Genomic DNA, 18643 nt, shown 5'->3' with positions numbered 1-18643 from the left:
TCGCAATCCCCGTACCGTCACGCTCCGTAGCGATAGCTCGGGGAACCCGAACAGCACTGGGAGTGTCCGAATGCCCTCTGAATACGCCAAGTCGCTGGGCGCCCGCCTGCGCTCCATCCGCCAGCAGCAGGGCCTGTCCCTGCAGGGGGTGGAGGAGAAGTCGAACGGGCGGTGGAAGGCCGTGGTGGTCGGCTCGTACGAGCGCGGCGACCGCGCCGTCACCGTGTCCCGCCTGGCGGAGCTGGCCGACTTCTACCGCGTTCCCGTCTCGGAGCTGCTGCCCGACGGCAGCGGGGTGCGTCACGAGCCCACCAGCAAGATCGTCCTGGACCTGGAGCGGCTCTACGACGAGGCGTCCGAGGACCTCGCGTACGTGGCCCGCTACGCGCGCGCCATCCAGCAGCAGCGCGGCGACTACAACGGCCGGGTGCTCTCGATCCGCGCGGACGACCTGCGCGCCCTCGCGATCGTCTACGACGCCTCGCCGTCGGGCCTGATCGAGCGGCTGACCGAGCACGGTGTGCTGGTCGCCGACCCGCGGGCGTTCTTCGCGTCCTGACCTCCCCGTACGACGAAGGGCCCGTGCCGACCGGCACGGGCCCTTTCTCGTTGCGGCGCGTCAGCGCGTGGCGTACTCGGCGATCCGGCCGAGGATGCCGTTGAGGAAGCGCGGCGAGTCGTCGGTCGACATCTGCCGGGCCAGCTCCACGGCCTCGCTGATCGCCACCGCGTCGTCGATCTCGTCGACGTAGAGCAGTTCGTACACGGCGATCCGGGCCAGGTTGCGGTCGACCACCGGCATCCGCTCCAGCGTCCACCCCTCGGCGTAGCTGGCGATCGTCTCGTCGATCCGGTCGAGGTGCGCCGCCACGCCCTCGACCAGCCCGACCGCGTAGCCGAGGTGGTCGGGGCGCGGCTGCTCGATCCGCTCCAGGTAACCGGCGAGCACCTCGACCGGCGGGCGGTCCCGCAGGTCGGCCTCGAAGAGCACGTCCAGCGCCCGCTTGCGCGCCTTGCGGCGCGCCGGCATCTGCTGCTTGGGGCCCTCGGCCATCAGGCTCGGCCGAGGTAACGGCCGTCGCGGGTGTCGACCTTGATCTTCTCACCGGTGGTGATGAACAGCGGCACCTGCACGGTCGCGCCGGTCTCGACGGTGGCCGGCTTGTTGCCGCCGGTCGAGCGGTCGCCCTGCAGGCCCGGCTCGGTGTAGGTGACCTCGAGCACGACCGAGGTCGGCAGCTCGATGTACAGCGGCACGCCCTCGTGGGTGGCGACTGTCGCCTCGGCCTCGGGCAGCAGGTAGTTGGCGGCCTCGCCGACGACGCCGCCCATGACGGTGATCTGGTCGAACGTCTCCAGATCCATGAAGACGTAGTCCTCGCCGTCGGCGTAGAGGTATTGCATGGTGCGCTTGTCGACGGTCGCGGTCTCGACCTTGGTGCCCGCGTTGAAGGTCTTGTCGACCACCTTGCCGGACAGCACGTTCTTCAGCGTGGTGCGCACGAAGGCACCACCCTTACCGGGCTTGACGTGCTGGAACTCGACGACGGCCCACAGCTCGCCGTCCAGGTTGAGTACCAGGCCGTTCTTCAGGTCGTTGGTGGAGGCCATTTCCTGCCTTGATCATCAATTGGCGGACAGACCGTGCAAGTCTACTCGCCCTGTCGAATCGGACTCGCACGCTGCGCCAGGTGGTGCAGCGCCAGCCGGTAGCCGTCCACGCCCAGGCCGCAGATCACCCCGGTCGCGACCGCGGAGACCACCGAGTGGTGCCGGAACTCCTCCCGGGCGTGGATGTTGGAGATGTGCACCTCGACCAGCGGGCCGCGCAGCATGGCGCAGGCGTCCCGCACCGCGATCGAGTAGTGCGACCAGGCGGCCGGGTTCAGCACCACCGCCGCCGCCTCGTCCGCCGCCTCGTGCAGCCAGGCGAGCATCTCGTGCTCGGCGTCGGTCTGCCGCACCACCACGTCCAGGCCCAGCTCCCGGCCGTGCCGCTCGCAGTCGGCCACGAGCTGGGCGTAACCGGTCACCCCGTACACGTCGACCTGGCGGGTGCCGAGCCGGCCCAGGTTCGGGCCGTTGAGCACGTACACCCTCACGAGCTGATCTCCTCGTACGCGACGGCGAGCAGGTCGTCCGACGGAGCCTCCAGGATCGCCGGGCGGGCGAGCCCGTCGAGCACCACGAACCGCAGCCGGCTGCCCCGGGCCTTCTTGTCCACCCGCATCGCGGCGAGCAGCTCCGGCCAGGCGTCGGCCCGGTAGCCGGTGGGCAGGTCGAGCGCGGCCAGCACCCGGCGGTGCCGCTCGGCGCCTTCCGCGTCGAGCCGGCCGGCGAGCCGCGCGAGGGTGGCCGCGTAGACCAGCCCGACCGACACCGCGTGACCGTGCCGCCAGCGGTAGCCCTCCACCTTCTCGATCGCGTGGGCGAGGGTGTGCCCGTAGTTAAGCACCTCGCGTACCCCGGATTCGCGCAGGTCCCCGCCGACCACGTCGGCCTTCACCCGGACCGCGCGCTCGACCAGTTCCCGCAGCACGGGCCCGGCCGGGTCCAGCGCGGCGGCCGGGTCGTCCTCGACCAGGTCGAGGATGACCGGGTCGGCGATGAACCCGCACTTGACCACCTCGGCCATGCCGGCGGCCAGGTCGGCCGGGGGCAGACTGTCCAGCGTCGCCAGGTCGGCCAGCACGCCGGCCGGCGGGTGGAACGCGCCGACCAGGTTCTTGCCGGCCGCGGTGTTGATGCCGGTCTTGCCGCCCACGGCGGCGTCGACCATGCCGAGCAGCGACGTGGCGACCGGCACCCAGCGCACGCCGCGCAGCCAGGTGGCCGCGACGAACCCGGCCAGGTCGGTGACGGCGCCGCCGCCCACCCCGACCACCGCGTCGGTACGGGTGAACCCGGCGTCGCCGAGCCGGTCCCAGCAGGCCGCCGCCACGTCGACGTGCTTGCCCGCCTCCGCGTCCGGCACCTCGATCAGCAACGGCGTCACCCCGCCGTCGCGGACGCCGTCGGCGAGCCGGTCGGCGAGCGCCTTGAGCGGCGGCGCGTGCAGGAAGGCCACCCGCTCGGCGCCGGGCAGCAGCACCGGCGGCGGGTCCAGCAGGTCACGTCCCACCAGCACGTCGTACGGCCGCTCGCCGCCGACCGGGATCCGGGTCACCTCGTCCATCGCGGGCAGCCTAATCCAGCGTGCCGCCCTCGCGGGGCGACTGTCCACTGGCTGGGTGTTTGTCCGGCCGCACGGCGGGTACGGCGGCGGGAATGAGCGAGACGACGGCACACACGACCCGACCGGAGGCCGCGACGAGCATCCGGCTGCCCGCCACGATCCTCGGCGTCGGGCTGGGCGGCTTCGTCGACGGCATCGTCCTGCACCAGGTCTTCCAGTGGCACCACATGCTCAGCAGCACCGGCAGCGACCACATCGGGGTACGCGAGTACCCGGTGGACACCGTGTCCGGGTTGCAGATGAACACGCTCTGGGACGGCCTGTTCCACGTGGTCACCTGGGTGGCGGTGCTGACCGGACTGGCCCTGCTCTACTCCCGGGTCACAGGCTCCCGGGGCCGGCTGTGGCGCTCGCCGATGCTGTGGGGCTGGGCGCTGATCGGCTGGGGTCTGTTCAACCTGGTCGAAGGCGTCATCGACCATCACCTGCTCGGCATCCACCACGTCCGCAGCGGCCCGAATCAGCTGTGGTGGGATCTCGGGTTCCTGGCCCTGGGCGTGGTGCTGATCGCCGTGGGCTGGGCGATCCAGCGGCGGACCCGCGACGTGGACCTCTGCGCGCCGGAGCGCCGGTGATCCTGGCCCACGCCGGGCACTCCGGCGGCGGCTTCCCGGTGACCGCGCTGATCCCGGTGGCGCTGTTCTGGGCGTACCTGGCCGCCGCGCTGCGGCTGCGCGACCCGGGCGGGCCGGGATGGCCGCACGCCCGCACGGCGAGCTTCGGTCTGGGCTCACTGCTTCTGGCGGCCGGGCTGCTGTGGCCGGCCGGGGACTTCGTCGGGCACATGTGGCAGCACCTGCTGATCGGCATGCTGGCACCGCTGGCGCTGGTGCTCGGCGCCCCGGTCACGCTGCTGCTGCGCACGCTGGACCGGCGTACCGGCCGGGCCCTGGTCCACCTGCTGCGGCACCCGGTCGCGCGGGTGCTCGGCCACCCGGTGACCGGGCTGCTGCTCACCGCGGGCGGGCTCTGGCTGCTCTACCTCACCCCGCTGTACCGGGCCACGGTCGGCAGCCCGGTCCTGCACACGCTGGTGAACCTGCACTTCCTGCTCAGCGGCTGCCTGTTCGCCTGGTCGATCGCCGGGCCGGACCCGGGACCGCACCGCCCCCGCGTACCGGTGCGGCTGGTGGTGATCGGGTGCGGGGTCGCCGCGCACGCCACCATCGCCCAACTGCTCTACGCCGGGCTGCTCGTGGACGTGCCGGCCACCGCCGCCGAGCTGCGGGCCGGCGCCACGCTCATGTACTACCTGGGTGACCTGGCCGAGATCGCGCTGGCGCTGGCGCTGCTCGCCATGTGGCGACCGGAGCGGAGCCCTCGCCACCGGGCCGGACACCGGACGGCCGGGACCACCACGGCCAACGCCTGACCGTCCACCTCGCGCCGGCACGCCTTCTCACTCGCCCATGGCGTTCCACCCGCCAGCACATCCATCCCGACTGGAACACCACGGGTGCCACAACCCTCGGGAGACACCCACACCGTTCCACCCACCGTCGGCATCCACGCCGACTGGAACGCCATGGGTGTCATAACGCCCGGGAGACTCCCACGGCGTTCCACCGAGGGAGCTGGGCGGGGCGGGCGGGGCGGGGCGGTGGTCAGGGCTTGATCAGCGCGGCGATCTCGGTGGCCAGTTCCTCCGGCGTACGCCCGTCGGTGACCACTGTCGCGGTCGCCACCTCGGCATAGAGCGGTCGGCGCTGATCCATCAGGTGCTTGAGCGTGGCGCGCGGGTTCAGCGCGAGCAGCGGCCGCCCGGCGCCGAGACCGACCCGCTTGAGCGCGTCGGGCAGCTCCACGGACAGGTGCACCACGGTGTGGCCGACCAGCGCGGCCCGGTTCTCCTCGGCCAGGACCGCGCCGCCGCCGAGCGCGAGCACGCCCGCGTGCGACGCGAGCGCCGCCGCCACGGCGGCCCGTTCGAGGGTACGGAAGTGCTCCTCCCCCTCGTCCACGAAGATCTCCGGGATCGGCTTGCCGGCGAGGTTCTCGATGTCGGCGTCGGTGTCCCGGAAACCGACGCCGAGCGCGTCGGCCAGCGCCGTGCCGACAGTGTTCTTGCCGGAGCCGGGCGCCCCGACCAGCACGCAGACCGGCCGGGTGCTCACCGTTGCCGCCTTTCGTTCGCGACTGCGGTACTCCGCTGCGCTGCGTTCCTCGCGCTCACCTGACGACCAGCCCGTCGAGGTAACCGGTCAGGTTGCGGCGCATCTCGGCCACCGAGTCGCCGCCGAACTTCTCCACCGCCGCCTCGGCCAGCACCAGCGCGACCATCGCCTCGGCCACCACTGCCGCAGCCGGCACCGCGCACACGTCCGAGCGCTGGTTGATCGCGGTGGCCGGCTCGCCCGTGGTCACGTCGATGGTGGCGAGCGCCCGGTTCAGCGACGAGATCGGCTTCATGGCCGCCTTCACCCGCAGCGGCTCACCGGTGGTGATGCCACCCTCCAGGCCACCGGCCCGGTCGGTGATCCGCCGCACGCCGGTCGCGGTGGGCACGATCTCGTCGTGTGCCTCCGAGCCGCGCGAGCGGGCCTGCTGCCAGCCGTCGCCGATCTCCACGCCCTTGATCGCCTGGATCGACATGAGCGCGGTGGCGAGGCGGGCGTCGAGCTTGCGGTCCCACTGCACATGGCTGCCCAGGCCCGGCGGCACCCCGTACGCGAGCACCTCGACCACGCCGCCGAGCGTGTCGGCGGCCTTCTTCGCGGCGTCGACCTCGGCGACCATCCGGGCGCTGGCCTCGGCGTCGAGGCAGCGCAACGGGTCGGCGTCGATGCGCGCGGCGTCCTCCGGGGTGGGCCGCAGCCCCGGCTTGACCGCCACCGGGCCCAGCTCCACCACGTGGGAGACGATCTCCACGCCGAGCGCCTGACGCACGAGCGCCTTGGCGACGGTGCCCACCGCGACCCGGGCGGCGGTCTCCCGGGCGCTGGCGCGCTCCAGGATCGGCCGGGCGTCGGTGTGCCCGTACTTCTGCATGCCGGCCAGGTCGGCGTGACCCGGGCGGGGACGGGTCAGCGGCGCGTTGCGGGCCTGGCTCGCCAGTTCCTCCGGGTCGACCGGGTCGGCGGCCATCACGGTGCGCCACTTGGGCCACTCGGAGTTGCCGACCCGGATCGCGACCGGACTGCCGAGCGTCACCCCGTGCCGGAGCCCGCCGATGATCTCGACCTCGTCCTGCTCGAACGACATCCGGGCGCCCCGGCCGTAGCCGAGCCGGCGCCGGGCCAGCTCGCCGGAGATCTCCCCGGTGGTCACCTCGATGCCGGCGGGTACGCCCTCCAGCATCGCGACGAGGGCGGGTCCGTGCGATTCACCTGCAGTCAGCCAGCGCAACACGGGGGTCAGTGTGTCACGCCCGGTGGTCACCGGCGTACGCCGCCCGCCGCGTCCCGCCCTACGGACCCGGCTGTCCGCCCCCGGCGAAACACGAGAGGCAATCCGTGGCCGCCCAGGACGGCAGCCGCTCCCGGGATCGTGTGTCCCGGGAGCGGCTGTGGAGATCCTTCGAGTCAGCCCCGGGGGCCTCTCCCTCTCCGGACGCTGCGAGCATTGACGATCGCTATTCCCGCTCCCGTCACGGCGAGGACAAGGGCGATCACCGCGACGAGGACGCTCCGGTCCAGGACGAGGACGAACGCGACCGCTCCGGCGACCATGGCGAACAGTCCGAGGATCAGACGGCTCCGCAAACCACCGCCTCCTTCACTCCATTTGAGACCCAGCAGATAGGCGACCGGCAATATCGCGACCACCGTCCAGAACGGCGATCCGGAGCTCTCCCGAAGCGATCGGTAGAGCAAAGCAACCAGGAGTCCGACGCCGGCGAGCAGAGAAGCCACGAGCAGGTGCACTCGGAAGCGTTTTGCAGTACTCATCGGCGCCATCTTCCAATCACCTCTCCCTCGTTATCCAGCGTTGCCCATGGCCGACGCCGCCTTGGAGCCCGCAAAGCCGAATCCGAGGCCGAGCGCGCCTCCCACGACACACCTCGCCATGGCTTCCCCCGCTCCGTCTCCCGAGAGGTACGACTCGATACCGGCGGCGGCGCAGCCACCGACGAAAGCACCGACCAGTGGCATGCCGAACGCCGTGAAGACGGCCGCAGCCGCGCCGCCGACCAGCGCCGCCACCGCGAACTCGATGAAGCCGTGGCCACTCGGGTCGGTGTTCTTGACCGGGTCCCCACCGGCGTAGGCATACGGCAGGTCCTTGCCAGACGGGTCCCGCTGGGTGAACCGACCCAGGCTCGGGTCGTAGTAGCGGGCACCGAACTTGGTCAGGGCGGTCCCCCCGTCAAACTGACCGGCGGCGTACCGCCACGGGTTGGAGACCTGCTGCGACGCGGACAACTGGTTGCCGTACGGGTCGTAGCTGTAGGAGTTTATCTTGGTGGCGCTGCTGTTGACCAGACCCACCACCGAGCCGAGCCCGTCGACGAGGTAGTAGTACCGCACGCCGTTTGCCCGCATGCCGATCAGTGAGCCGCTGTTGTCCCGGGTGTAGTGGTCGGTGGTCCCCGGCGCCGGGTCCGTCGAGTTGGCGGTCACCGTGCTGCTGACGCCGGCCGGCGTCTTGGCCGAGGCCACGCCCAGGGCCGAGGTGACGTACGTGGTGGAACCGGCGCCCCGCCGCTCGGTCTGGTCGGCGCCGGCGTAGGTGAGTGGAGCCAACGCCGTACCACCCGGCTTGGTGATCGAGGTGGTCTGGTTGTTCACCGAGTTGTAGGAGAACGCCCAACCCGACGACGAGGCGGTGGTGTTGCCGTTGGCGTCGTACGAGTAGGTCGTCGATCCGGCCGAGGTGAGCTGGTGGGCGTTGTTGTAGCTGTACGACGTGGTGCTGCCGCTCTCCGTCTTGGAGGTGCGGTTGAAGTTCTCGTCGTAGTCGTAGCTGCGGGACAGCGTGCCGGAGGCCCCGGTGAGCCGGTCGAGCTTGTCGTAGGAGTAGGTGGTCGTGCCGTTGAGGTCGGTGACCTTCTGCCGCTGCGAGGTGTCCACTGTCACCCCGTTGACCACCTTCGAGTAGTCGTAGGTGAACGAGGAGAGCTTCGCCGACGTGCTGTCGTTGGTGGCGGTGATCGAGGTCTCCCGGCCCGACTTGTCGTACTTCATTTCCACAGTGATCCGCGGCGACGTCGGCAGGTACATGAACCGGCGGCGGTTGTTCTCGTCGTAGGTGAAGGTGACCGCCGTGGCGGCACCCGGCTCCAGCAGCGAGGTGAGCAGGTTGACCTGGTTGTACGAGTAGGTCACCGAGCCGCCGCCGTCGGTGTACTTGGTCAGGTTGCCGTTGCGGTCGTACTCGTAGACGAGGTTCGCCGAACCGGGCACCGACTTGCCGGTCTGCCGGCCGAACCGGTCGTAGCTGAAGGTGGTGTTGCCGGTCGGGTCGGTGACCTGGGTGAGGTTGCCGTCCTTGTCGTAGGCGTAGTCGACCACCACGTTGCCCTGGAAGGTGATCTTGTCGACCCGGTCCAGGTTGTCGTAGACGTAACTGGTCTTCTGACCCTTGCCGTCGGTCTGGTCCTTCATCCGCGACAGGGCGTCCGGCACCAGCGTGATGTCACCGAGCGGGGCCGGGTTGTCGACCAGGGTGAGGTTGCCCTTGGCGTCGTAGGTGTAGTTGGTCCGGACGTCCTTGCCGTCCTCGCGCCACTTCACCGTGCCGTTGGAGTTGTGATCCGCCTCGTCGATCTTCTGGCCCGGGTACTGGTCGCTCTCCGTGCCCGTCTTGTTGCCGGCGGCGTCGTAGGAGTACGCCGTCTTGTTGCCCTGCGGGTCCGTGGAGCCGCTGACCGAGTTCGGATGGCTGGTGTTGTTGTAATCCATGGTCGACTTCGCGCCGGTGGCGATTCCGACCGAGGTCAGGTTGTTGGTGTTCGGGTCCCAGCCGAAGGTGGTGGTGTTGGTGAGCGAGTCGGTCAGGGTCTCGACGTTGTCGTTGGCGTTGTACTTCTTCGACCGCTCGTGCCCCAGGGCATCCTTGACCTTGGTGACCCGGTCCCGGGTCTCGTAGGTGTGGGTGGTGATGCCGTCGGTGGTCGACGTGGTGGCGTACCCGTTCGGGTCGGTCACCTCGGTCTTGCCGGCGGAGTAGGTGAACAGCCAGCGCGCCTCGGCCGGGGTGCCGCCCGGGTTGGTCTGCTCGAAGAAGTCGAGCATCCGGGAGGTGTCCGGCTCGTAGCCCAGGTTGGTGATCCGCCCCTCCGGCGTGGTGATCTTCGTGAGCTGGTCACCGGTGTAGTCGAAACGGGTGATCCCACCGGCGGCGTCGGTGACAGTGGACAGGTTCTGGTTGGCGTCGTAGCCGTAGGCGGTCACCCGGTTGGTGGAGTCGGTCATCGTGGTGAGCCGGCCCGCGGCGTAGGCGAGGGTCACCACCCGGCCCTGGGTGTCGGTGACGGTGGTGGCGTTACCCGAACCGTCGTACCCGATGGTGATCTTGTTGTTGTTCTTGTCGACGTTGCGCAGCAGCCGGCCGGTCGCGTCGGCGAAGTAGAAGCTGCCCTCGCTCTTGTCGAACTTCAGCCGCAGCTCACCGGTGGTGGTGTTGCGGGTCAGCTTGGCGTCCAGGCTCGGCGGGGTCCGCCACGAGTTGGTGCCGTCGTTGACGAACTTCGCCTTGAAGCCGGTGGGCGCCTGGTAAGTGATGTCGGCGGTGGAGTGGTCGGTCTTGGAGAAGCTGATCTTCACGTCCTGCCCGGTGCCCAGCACCCAGCCCTTGCCCAGCGTGGACGTGCCGGTCCAGCGGGAGTTGTAGTACCGGTCCACGGTCAGGTCGGTGCCGGTGCCGCGGATGTTGAGGTCGGTCCCCTTGAGCAGCAGGTTGCCGTTGGCGACGTTGACCTTGAGCTGGAGCCGGTCGGTCAGATCCTGGTCCTGGAAGGAGAACCGACCCTGCTCGCCGGTGGGCGAGCCGTCCGACGTGGTCATGAACCGCCAGCCGGACCACGGCCCGGCCAGGCTGCCGTCGTGGCCGCGAGCCCGCCACTTGTACGTGGTGTTCGCGGTCAGCGTCCCCGACGGCACGACGTAGCTGGACTCGCTGCCGTTGGTGACCGTGCTGCCCGAGCCGGCCTTCTTCAGGGTGGCGCCGGTGCGGTCGTAGATCTCGTAGTCGACCCGGCCGCTGCCGCCGTCGGGGTCGCTGAACACGCCCTTCATGGTCGGCGTGACGGTCTCGGTCTCGGCGGCGTCGCCCGGCTGGAGCTTCGTCGGGTCCAGTGCGTTGGGGTAGCTGTTGTAGTTGACCACCGCGTACGGCACCTGGCCCTGATCGGCGGCCTGTCCGGACCGGAACTGCTTCCAGGCCAACCCGTCGGTCTCGCTGGTGGCTCGAACACCCATGTACGCGGTCGACTGATTGGCAGATGCGGCCCGCTGGAAGAAGCTGGTGCCCGAGATGCTCACCCAGCCGTCGTCGCACGAGCTGTTGAATCCCTTGGTGGCGGTGGCGGTGGCCTCCCGGTAGTTCCACGCCGGCTGGGTTGCCCAGCGGGTGGCAGTGCTGGCTGCGCCGGTGGACCAGATCTCCCACGACTTGGCCGAGCAGGTGGTGGAGTACCAGTTCCAGAAGTAGACGGTGCCTGAGGTGATCGCCTTACCCCGCAGCGCGCCGGTGTTCCAGTGCACGAACGCACGCGCAACACTCGGATCGGCACCCGTGGTGATGCCGATCTGGAGGTCGTTGTCGCCGCTGTGGTCGCTGGTGTGGTCCTGCCGCACGTAGGTGTCGAAGGTGACACCGAGCGGGTTGATCTGCGGGTCGACAGTCACCGGGTAGACAGTGGCCGGATCGGCGAAGAAGGCCATGTCCGGGGTGAGCCGCAGGTCCATCGCGGCCGACCGGGCAGTCTGCTTCGTGGCGATCTTCGCCCGCCGCTTCGGGCTACCGGTGGCCGGATCCACTGAGGAGTCCCACATCTCCGGGGTGCCGGAGGTGGCCACGGTCCGGCCCTTCGGGTCGACGAAGAGCAGTCCCCCGTCGCCGTCTCCGGCGACGGTAAGGCCCTTGGCCCGCACCGGCAGGTCCACCGAGGCGACCTGCGCTGCCGCCGCCCGGTTCTTCACCAGCAGGAACTGCTGCACGCCGGTGCGGTTGGCCTCGACCACAAGGTCCACGCCGGGACGGACCTCCGGATAGGTGGCCCGGTTCGCGCTGAGCACGGGCTCCGGCAGCAGGCCGGTCCAGCCCAACGAGGCCCGGTTCGCGCCGATGGCGATGCTCAACAGGTCGTGCTGGCCCGCCCCAGCGGCGCCGGAGAGCTTCAGGTCGTTGGGGTGAGCGACCGGTGCGATCGAACCATCCGCCTCCGCTCGCATGGTGAGGTCGATCGGAACGAGCTCACCCCGGGTGTTCCGCATCCGGATCGGACCGGCGTACGTCCTCGCCGTCCAGCTGCCGTCGGGGTTGGCCAGGACCTCCTGGGTCTCGGTGCGCCCGGCCAGATTCTCCACCTGCTTGTCACATCGACGGGCGGCGGCCATTGCCGCAGACTCGTCGGGCTGCTGCGCGTCGCAGCTGGTGTCGGGAGCCGCCGGCGGTGCCGGCGCCGCGGCCGGGGCGGCGACCGCCGGTGAGGTCAGCGCGGGCAACACGCCGGCCACCAGGGCCAGGGACGCGGTGACTGCGATTCTTCGGGTGGTTCCGCCGCCGCGGAAATGGGCATGGTTCACCTAGGACCTCCGAAGTCCACGAACAATAATGCTGAGAACCATAGGAACTTGATTGCCGCGGGTCAATCATTACTTTGCGCTAAGGACGGCACGGCGCAATGCGGAGAGTTCTGTGTGCAGACATTTCTGTTGTCCACATAGAACGGACAAGTCATGCGCTATGAGTATTTAGCTGAGCTCTCAGCAGCGTCGGCGGCCCCGCCACCGCCGCCGCACGTCCCGATTTGCCAGGTCAGCACGTGAACATGAGCGCAGTGGAAGGTTATTCGGCTTCGGGGCAGCGGCACGGCGACGGAGACAGTAGGCTGAGCGGACGCCTGAGATATCGGCGGCCGTCACATAGCAGCCTCATTCCTAACGGCCACCGATCATCAGCGAGCCGCAATCACTATCCCCGGGAGCGCCTCGGCGACCGCTCTTTCCGACTCGACAAGAACGGCCTTTTGCCAATTGGTGGCGCGAGGCTTTTTTCCGCGACCCCCTGATTCCTGCCAGCCGCCGACACGCGCCACTGCGAGCACGACCCCTCGCCGCGGCGATCCGGATGGAGGGTCAGCCGCGCTCTTCCACCGCCAGCGCGGCGCGCATCGCGGCGCGGGGGGCGGTGACGCCGGTGAACTGCTCGAACTGGCCGACCGCCTGAGCCAGCAGCAGGTCCAGCCCGGAGACCACCCGGCATCCGGCGGTCAGCGCCGCCGCCGCGAGCGGCGTGGGCCACGGGTCGTAGACCACGTCGAAGAAGACAGACTCCGGCCGCCAGTCGAAGTTGTCGGCCAGCGGGTCGGCGACGCCCTTCGGCACCGTGGAGATCACCAGGTCGGTGCGGGCGTGCGCGGGTGCGCCGTCCCACTCGGCACCCGCGAGCGGCACGCCGGCCGCCGCCGCGACCGGACGCAGTTCGTCAACCGCCTCCGGGTGGCGGGCCACCACAGTCACCTCGGCCGCACCGATCCGGGCCGCCGCCGCGATCGCGGCCCGGGCGGTGCCACCCGCGCCGAGCACAGTGACCACCGCCCCGGCCACGCAGCCGGCGCCGGTGAGCACCTCGACCATGCCTGTCACGTCGGTGTTGTCCGCGTACCAGGTGCCGTCAGGCCGGCGTACCAGCGTGTTTGCGGCGCCGACGGCGGCGGCGACCGGCGAGACCTCGTCGGCCAGCGCGAGCGCCGCCTCCTTGCCCGGCATGGTCACCGACAGCCCGGCCCACTCCGGGCCGAGGCCTGCGACCAGGCCGGGCAGCTCGTCGGCGCCGGCTTCGATCCGGGTGTACGACCAGCCGGTCAGCCCGGCCGCCGCGTAGCCGGCGGAGTGGATCACCGGGGAGAGCGAGTGGGCGATCGGCTTGCCGACCACCGCGGCGCGGCGGGGATCGGCCATCAGATGATCCCGGCCTCCCTGGCCTTCTGCTCGTTGCGCAGTTGCTCGTCGTAGGTCTCGGCGAACGCTGACCGGCCGTCCTTGCTGATCGCCACGAAGTAGAGCCACTTGCCCGGCGGGGGGCTCAGCGCGCCCTGCAGCGCCTCCTTGCCGGGGTTGTTGATCGGTGAGGGGATCAGCCCGCGCAGCTTGCGGTTGTACGGGTTCTTCGGATCGTCCAGCTCCGCGGCGGTCATCTGCTTCGACGTCTTGGTCTTCTGCCCGGTCCGTTCCAGGTAGTAGTTGACAGTGACGTCCATCTCCAGGCAGTTGCAGGGGAACTCGCCGTAGACCCGGTTGTAGGCGACCCTGGCGACCTTGCCCAGGTCGGCCTTGTTGCCGGCCTCGGCCTGCGCGAGCGAGGCGACGATCAGCGCCTCGTACGGGGTGATGCCGCCGCGCTCCTTCTGCACCTTCTCGGCGTACTGCATGCCGGAGGTGACCGTGAGGAAGTTGTCCACCATCAGCTTGAGCACCGTCTCGGCGGTGGCCTTCGGCGGGATCTCGTAGGTGTCCGGGAAGAGGAAGCCCTCGATCGACGGTGTGACCTTCTTGCCGTCGGAGCGCTTGAACCACCAGTCCGGTACGCCGAGCGCCTCCGGGTCCTTCGCCGCGGCCTCGAAGTCCTCGACCGGGATGTCGGTCTTCTCGGACAGCCGCTTGTAGACCGTCTTCGCGGTGAGGCCCTCGGGGATCGTGATCCCGTTGACGATCTTGTTCTTGAGGTCCAGCAGTGCCACGACCGCCGCGTCGCCGCTCATCTGCTTACGCAGCTTGTACGTGCCGGGCTGGATGTTCTTGCTGCGCGAGTTCTCCTCGGCGGCCTCGATGAACGCCTTGGTGCTCTTCACCACGTCGGCCGCGACGAGCGCGTCGCCCATGTCGGCGATCAGCGCGCCCTGCTTGATCTCGACGGTCACCTCGCCGGTGCCGGAGCCCTCGTAGTCGGGGGTGACGAAGTAGCTCTGGACCCGGTCGAACCCGTAGAAGGCACCGCCGCCGATGCCGCCCAGCAGGACCAGTGCGAGCGCGAGGGCGAGCAGGGTCTTGCCCCGGCCGCCGCCGGACTTGCCCTGCCGCCGGCGTACCGCGCCGCGCCGGTGCCGGCCCTTGTCCCCCCTGTCCTGCTCGTCGAAGCCCAGATCAAGGTCGTCGATCATTGCGTCCGCCTCCGCTGTGCGTCCAGCCAGCTCTGCAGAATCTCCACCGCGGCGGCCTGGTCGACCACCGCCCGTTGGCGCTTTCCCCGGACGCCCCGTTCGGCCAGCCTACGACTCGCGACGACGGTAGACATCCTCTCGTCCGTCAGCGTCACCGGAATCGGCCTCATTACATCAGCCAATCGGCTGGCATATGCTGATACGTTCGCCGCCGCGGGGCCGTGCTTTCCGGCGAGGTTGACCGGCAGCCCAACCACGATCCCCACCGCCTCGTGCTCGGCGGCGAGCCGGACCAGCTCGGCCATGTCGGCGGGCACCGCGTCCGGTTCCGCCGTCATGTCGCGGGCCAGCGTGACCAGCGGCGTGGCGAGGATGCCGTGCGGGTCGCAGCGGGCCACCCCCACCCGGACCTGGCCGACGTCGACACCCAGCCGGACACCGCGGGACAGCTCGCCCACTACCGGTCACCTCTCCGCAGGTACGGGCCAGGGCGGACCGGGTGGTCCGCCCTGGCGTCGATCGGTGCGTTCATGCCGTGCCGGCCGGGCATGCCCTCACGGCCCTCGCTCCGCTCGGTGCGTTCACTCATGCCGTGCCGGCGACCGCCTGCTCGACGGTGACCAGCAGCTTCGGCGCCTCCGCCGCGGGCAGGCCGCCGCCCTGGGCCAGGTCGTCGCTGCCGCCGCCCCGGCCGGAGAACGCGGCCTTGACCAGGTCCTTCGCGCTCAGGTTCCGCCCCCGGGCGGCCTGGTTGACGGCCACCACCAGGGACGCCTTGCCGTTGGCGCGGGCCGCCACCGCGACCACCGCCGGACGGGCCGCGTCGATTCGGCCCCGGATCTCCTGGGCGAGCGTCCGCACGTCGTTCGCCGCCGCGCCCTCCGGCGCCTCGGTGCCGACGTACGCGACGCCGCGCACGTCCTTCGCCTGCGCCGCCAGGGCACCGGCCCCGCCGAGCACGAGCTGGGCACGAAGCTTCTCCAGCTCCTTCTCCGCGTCGCGCAGCTGAGTGACCGTCTGCTCCACCCGGTCGGCTACCTGCTCCCCCGGCACCCGGAACAGCTCGGCGAGCCGGGACACCAGCAGGTGCTCGCGGGCCAGGAAGCCGAACGCGTCCATGCCGACGAGCGCCTCGATCCGGCGTACGCCGGAACCCACCGACGCCTCGGAGAGGATCTTCACCAGGCCGAGCTGGGCGGAGCGGGCCACGTGCGTGCCGCCGCACAGCTCCCGGGCGTAGTCGCCGACCTCGACGACCCGGACCCGCTCGCCGTACTTCTCGCCGAACAGAGCCATCGCCCCGATCCGGCGGGCCTCCTCCTGGCTGGTGACGAACGCGTGCACCTCCAGGTCGGCCAGCAGCACCTCGTTGACCTGCTGCTCCACGTCGTGCAGCACGCTCGGCGCCACACCCGTCGGGGTGTTGAAGTCGAACCGCAGCCGGCCCGGCGCGTTCAGCGACCCGGCCTGCGTCGCCGACTCGCCGAGGAAGTTGCGCATCGTCTGGTGCACCAGGTGCGTCGCGGTGTGCGAGCGGGAGATCGCCCGGCGGCGGGACACGTCGATCTCGGCGTACCCGGTCTCCCCGGAGCGCACCTCGCCGCGCACCACCTTGGCCCGGTGCACGATCAGGCCGGGCACCGGCTGCTGCACGTCGAAGACCTCGACCTGGCCGCCGCCCACGGTGATGAGCCCCTGGTCGGGCTGCTGCCCGCCGCCCTCGGCGTAGAACGGGGTGGTGTCGAGCACCAGCTCGATCGTGTCGCCCTCGACCGCCGCCGAGATCGCGGCGCCGCCGGCCAGCAGCGCGCGGACCCGGGACTCCCGGCTCAGCTCGGTGTAGCCGGTGAACTCCACCGGCCCGCCGCCGTCGAGCACCGACCGGTACGCCGACACGTCGGTGTGCCCGGTCTTGCGAGCCTGCGCGTCGGCCTTGGCCCGGCTGCGCTGGTCGGCCATCAGCCGGCGGAAGCCCTCCGCGTCGACCTGCAACCCCTGCTCGGCGGCGATCTCCAGGGTCAGGTCGATCGGGAAGCCGTACGTGTCGTGCAGTTGGAACGCCTTGTCACCGGACAGCGCCGGCTTGCCGGCCGACTTGGTCTCGGCGATGGCGGTGTCCAGGATCGTGGTGCCCGCGCGCAGCGTGGCCAGGAACGCGTCCTCCTCGGCGTACGCGTACTGGGAGATCCGGCCGAAGTCCTCGGCCAGCTCCGGGTACGACGGCGCCATGCAGTCGCGGGCCACCGGCAGCAGTTCCGGCAGCGCCCGATCCTGGTAGCCCAGCAGCCGCACCGCCCGGATCGCCCGGCGCATGATCCGGCGCAGCACGTAACCCCGGCCCTCGTTCGACGGGGTCACCCCGTCGCCGATGAGCATCAGCGAGGTGCGCACGTGGTCGGCGATCACCCGCAGCCGGACGTCGTCCGGGTGCGACTCGTTCGCCGCGTGACCGGAGTGCACGCCGTAGCGCTTGCCGGTCAGCTCGGCGGCCCGGTCCAGGATCGGCTTGACCTCGTCGATCTCGTAGAGGTTGTCCACGCCCTGCAGCAGCGAGGCCATCCGCTCCAGGCCCATGCCGGTGTCGATGTTGCGCGCCGGCAGGTCGCCGAGGATCGGGAAGTCCTCCTTCCCGGCGCCCGGACCGCGCTCGAACTGCATGAAGACGAGGTTCCAGAACTCCAGGTACCGGTCCTCGTCGACCTCCGGGCCGCCCTCGCGGCCGTAGGCCGGGCCGCGGTCGTAGTACAGCTCGGAACACGGGCCGCACGGGCCGGGGATGCCCATCGACCAGAAGTTGTCGGCCTTGCCCCGGCGCACGATCCGCTCGGGCGGCACGCCGGTGGCCCGCCAGATGTCGTACGCCTCGTCGTCGTCCAGGTAGACCGTCGCCCAGATCCGCTCCGGGTCCAGCCCGAACCCACCCGCCTCGACCGTCTTCGTAGCCAGGTCCCAGGCCAGCGGGATCGCCCCGGACTTGAAGTAGTCACCGAAGGAGAAGTTGCCGTTCATCTGGAAGAACGTGCCGTGCCGGCTGGTCTTGCCGACCTCGTCGATGTCCGGCGTCCGGATGCACTTCTGCACGCTCGTCGCCCGCTGGTACGGCGGAGTCTGCTGGCCCAGGAAGTAGGGCACGAACTGCACCATGCCCGCGTTGATGAACAGCAGGTTCGGGTCGCTGATGGCGGGCAGCGGAGCCGACGGCACCACGGCGTGCCCGTTCGCCTCGAAGTGGGCGAGGAACCGCCGCTTGATCTCCGCCGTCTTCATCGCTGGTGGTCCTCCGGGAAAATCTCTCGGTCACCGATCCGCGGATCCTCCCGCAGCTCGGCGAACTGGTCGTCGTACGCCTCGCCGCGGGCGAAGGCCTCGTGGATCTCCTGCTCACGCTCGGCCATGCCGACCCGGACGTCGTCCACGAACGCCCGGACCGACTCGACCAGACCGCCGGCGGACTCGGACAGCCCGCTGGCGATGCCGGCCGGGGTGTACGCCTGCGCGGTCCGGGTGGCCTTGCGCACCACCAGGACGCCCACGGCCAGCCCGATGCCCAGCCAGAACAACCGCCTCATGCTCTCATCCTTCCCGCGTACGCCGGTCGGGTCAGCGGTTGCCGCGCTTGGCGGCGCGACGCTGCTGCTTGATCGTGTCGCGCACCTCACGCTCGGTCTCGGCGTGCCGGCGGGCGGAGGCGGCCCGGCGCACGCCGTACCCGAACGCGGCCACCTTGACCAGCGGGTTCGCTGCGGCGGCGGACACCACGGTGGCCAGGTTCGCCACGTTCGCGGTGACGTTCTGCGCGTGGCTGGTCATGGTGTCCACCTTGGCGAGCTGGAGGTTCACCCCGTCCAGCGACGTCTGCACCTGCTCCAGCGCCACGTTGACGCTCTTCACAGTGGTGTTCACGTCACCGAGCAGCGGCGCGGTGCGGTCGTTGAGCTCGTTGATCATGCGGGTCGTCGCGTCCACGGTGTGCCGCAGCCGCAGGATCGGCACCGCCAGCACGAGCACCAGCATCAGGAACGCGCCTGCCAGAACCAGCCAAGCGACCTCGCTACCGTTCACGCGCACGTCCTCCTCAAGCAGTGTCCCGGAACCCGACGCCCCGGAACGCGCGACCGTACCTACCCACTTCGCGCCACGCCGAC

The 18643-nt window shown here is 70.4% G+C and carries 17 protein-coding genes; 3 read left to right on the top strand and 14 right to left on the bottom strand.

The genetic code is table 11. The annotated features are described in order from the left end of the window. Nucleotides 1-70: 70 nt before the first annotated feature. Complete coding sequence (locus KSK32_RS23195; RefSeq protein WP_013285505.1) at nt 71-559, top strand: transcriptional regulator; 489 nt, start codon at nt 71-73, stop codon at nt 557-559. A 60-nt stretch (nt 560-619) separates the two neighbouring features. On the opposite strand, the gene nusB is transcribed toward KSK32_RS23195, so the two are convergent. From nusB to aroB, 4 genes are read right to left on the bottom strand one after another with little or no spacing between them, the layout of a single operon-like run. Continuing rightward, nucleotides 620-1030 carry a transcription antitermination factor NusB gene (nusB, locus tag KSK32_RS23190; RefSeq protein WP_174361785.1) on the bottom strand — a complete coding sequence of 137 codons (411 nt, stop codon included), beginning with the start codon at nt 1028-1030 and terminating at the stop codon, nt 620-622. 23 nt (nt 1031-1053) lie between these two features. Next, a complete protein-coding gene (efp, locus tag KSK32_RS23185) occupies nt 1054-1611 on the bottom strand; it encodes an elongation factor P (RefSeq protein ID WP_216933106.1) in 558 nt (185 codons plus the stop codon). Nucleotides 1612-1652: 41 nt separating this feature from the next. Then, a complete protein-coding gene (aroQ, locus tag KSK32_RS23180) occupies nt 1653-2102 on the bottom strand; it encodes a type II 3-dehydroquinate dehydratase (protein WP_216933105.1) in 450 nt (149 codons plus the stop codon). Further along, nucleotides 2099-3175, bottom strand: coding sequence for a 3-dehydroquinate synthase (gene aroB, locus KSK32_RS23175; protein WP_216933104.1), 1077 nt, complete (start codon nt 3173-3175; stop codon nt 2099-2101). Before aroB ends, aroQ begins: the two co-directional genes overlap by 4 nt. Before the next feature lie 92 nt (nt 3176-3267). On the opposite strand from aroB, the gene KSK32_RS23170 reads away from it, so the two are divergent. Both KSK32_RS23170 and KSK32_RS23165 read left to right on the top strand, forming a co-directional pair. Beyond that, nucleotides 3268-3810, top strand: coding sequence for a DUF2243 domain-containing protein (locus KSK32_RS23170; RefSeq protein WP_216933103.1), 543 nt, complete (start codon nt 3268-3270; stop codon nt 3808-3810). Beyond that, nucleotides 3807-4607 carry a cytochrome c oxidase assembly protein gene (locus KSK32_RS23165; protein WP_216933102.1) on the top strand — a complete coding sequence of 267 codons (801 nt, stop codon included), beginning with the start codon at nt 3807-3809 and terminating at the stop codon, nt 4605-4607. The genes KSK32_RS23170 and KSK32_RS23165 overlap by 4 nt, the downstream gene beginning before the upstream one ends. 232 nt (nt 4608-4839) lie before the next feature. On the opposite strand, the gene KSK32_RS23160 is transcribed toward KSK32_RS23165, so the two are convergent. From KSK32_RS23160 to KSK32_RS23115, 10 genes are all read right to left on the bottom strand, one after another. After that, on the bottom strand, nt 4840-5349 hold the full coding sequence (locus KSK32_RS23160; protein WP_216933101.1) for a shikimate kinase: 510 nt from the start codon (nt 5347-5349) through the stop codon (nt 4840-4842). A gap of 55 nt (nt 5350-5404) precedes the next feature. Continuing rightward, entirely contained in the window at nt 5405-6583 is a 1179-nt protein-coding gene (gene aroC / locus KSK32_RS23155; RefSeq protein ID WP_216933100.1) for a chorismate synthase, read from the bottom strand. A 173-nt stretch (nt 6584-6756) separates the two neighbouring features. Continuing rightward, the gene (locus KSK32_RS23150; protein ID WP_216933099.1) at nt 6757-7131 is read right to left on the bottom strand and encodes a hypothetical protein; all 375 of its coding nucleotides are present in this window, start codon (nt 7129-7131) and stop codon (nt 6757-6759) included. Nucleotides 7132-7152: 21 nt separating this feature from the next. After that, a complete protein-coding gene (locus KSK32_RS34620) occupies nt 7153-11853 on the bottom strand; it encodes an RHS repeat-associated core domain-containing protein (RefSeq protein ID WP_216933098.1) in 4701 nt (1566 codons plus the stop codon). A gap of 621 nt (nt 11854-12474) precedes the next feature. After that, nucleotides 12475-13299, bottom strand: a complete 825-nt coding sequence (locus KSK32_RS23140; RefSeq protein ID WP_216933097.1) for a shikimate dehydrogenase — start codon at nt 13297-13299, stop codon at nt 12475-12477. Then, the gene (mltG, locus tag KSK32_RS23135) at nt 13299-14498 is read right to left on the bottom strand and encodes an endolytic transglycosylase MltG (protein ID WP_216933096.1); all 1200 of its coding nucleotides are present in this window, start codon (nt 14496-14498) and stop codon (nt 13299-13301) included. The genes KSK32_RS23140 and mltG overlap by 1 nt, the downstream gene beginning before the upstream one ends. After that, a complete protein-coding gene (gene ruvX / locus KSK32_RS23130) occupies nt 14495-14956 on the bottom strand; it encodes a Holliday junction resolvase RuvX (protein WP_216933095.1) in 462 nt (153 codons plus the stop codon). The genes mltG and ruvX overlap by 4 nt, the downstream gene beginning before the upstream one ends. A gap of 127 nt (nt 14957-15083) precedes the next feature. Beyond that, entirely contained in the window at nt 15084-17765 is a 2682-nt protein-coding gene (gene alaS / locus KSK32_RS23125) for an alanine--tRNA ligase (RefSeq protein ID WP_216933094.1), read from the bottom strand. After that, nucleotides 17762-18067, bottom strand: coding sequence for a hypothetical protein (locus KSK32_RS23120; RefSeq protein ID WP_030502513.1), 306 nt, complete (start codon nt 18065-18067; stop codon nt 17762-17764). Before KSK32_RS23120 ends, alaS begins: the two co-directional genes overlap by 4 nt. Nucleotides 18068-18098: 31 nt before the next feature. Continuing rightward, complete coding sequence (locus tag KSK32_RS23115) at nt 18099-18560, bottom strand: DUF948 domain-containing protein (protein WP_216933093.1); 462 nt, start codon at nt 18558-18560, stop codon at nt 18099-18101. Between the last annotated feature and the right edge of the window lie 83 nt (nt 18561-18643).

This window comes from Micromonospora sp. WMMB482, from assembly GCF_019038635.1.
GTDB classification, from domain to species: domain Bacteria; phylum Actinomycetota; class Actinomycetes; order Mycobacteriales; family Micromonosporaceae; genus Micromonospora; species Micromonospora marina.
This window is presented reverse-complemented; position numbering and strand designations above follow the sequence as displayed.

Coding starts and splice junctions, on each gene's coding strand:
- KSK32_RS23195 (WP_013285505.1), top strand. CDS start 71: ATGCCCTCTGAATACGCCAAGTCGCTGGGCGCCCGCCTGCGCTCCATC.
- nusB (WP_174361785.1), bottom strand. CDS start 1,030: ATGCCGGCGCGCCGCAAGGCGCGCAAGCGGGCGCTGGACGTGCTCTTC.
- efp (WP_216933106.1), bottom strand. CDS start 1,611: ATGGCCTCCACCAACGACCTGAAGAACGGCCTGGTACTCAACCTGGAC.
- aroB (WP_216933104.1), bottom strand. CDS start 3,175: ATGGACGAGGTGACCCGGATCCCGGTCGGCGGCGAGCGGCCGTACGAC.
- KSK32_RS23170 (WP_216933103.1), top strand. CDS start 3,268: ATGAGCGAGACGACGGCACACACGACCCGACCGGAGGCCGCGACGAGC.
- KSK32_RS23150 (WP_216933099.1), bottom strand. CDS start 7,131: ATGGCGCCGATGAGTACTGCAAAACGCTTCCGAGTGCACCTGCTCGTG.
- KSK32_RS23140 (WP_216933097.1), bottom strand. CDS start 13,299: ATGGCCGATCCCCGCCGCGCCGCGGTGGTCGGCAAGCCGATCGCCCAC.
- mltG (WP_216933096.1), bottom strand. CDS start 14,498: ATGATCGACGACCTTGATCTGGGCTTCGACGAGCAGGACAGGGGGGAC.
- alaS (WP_216933094.1), bottom strand. CDS start 17,765: ATGAAGACGGCGGAGATCAAGCGGCGGTTCCTCGCCCACTTCGAGGCG.
- KSK32_RS23120 (WP_030502513.1), bottom strand. CDS start 18,067: ATGAGGCGGTTGTTCTGGCTGGGCATCGGGCTGGCCGTGGGCGTCCTG.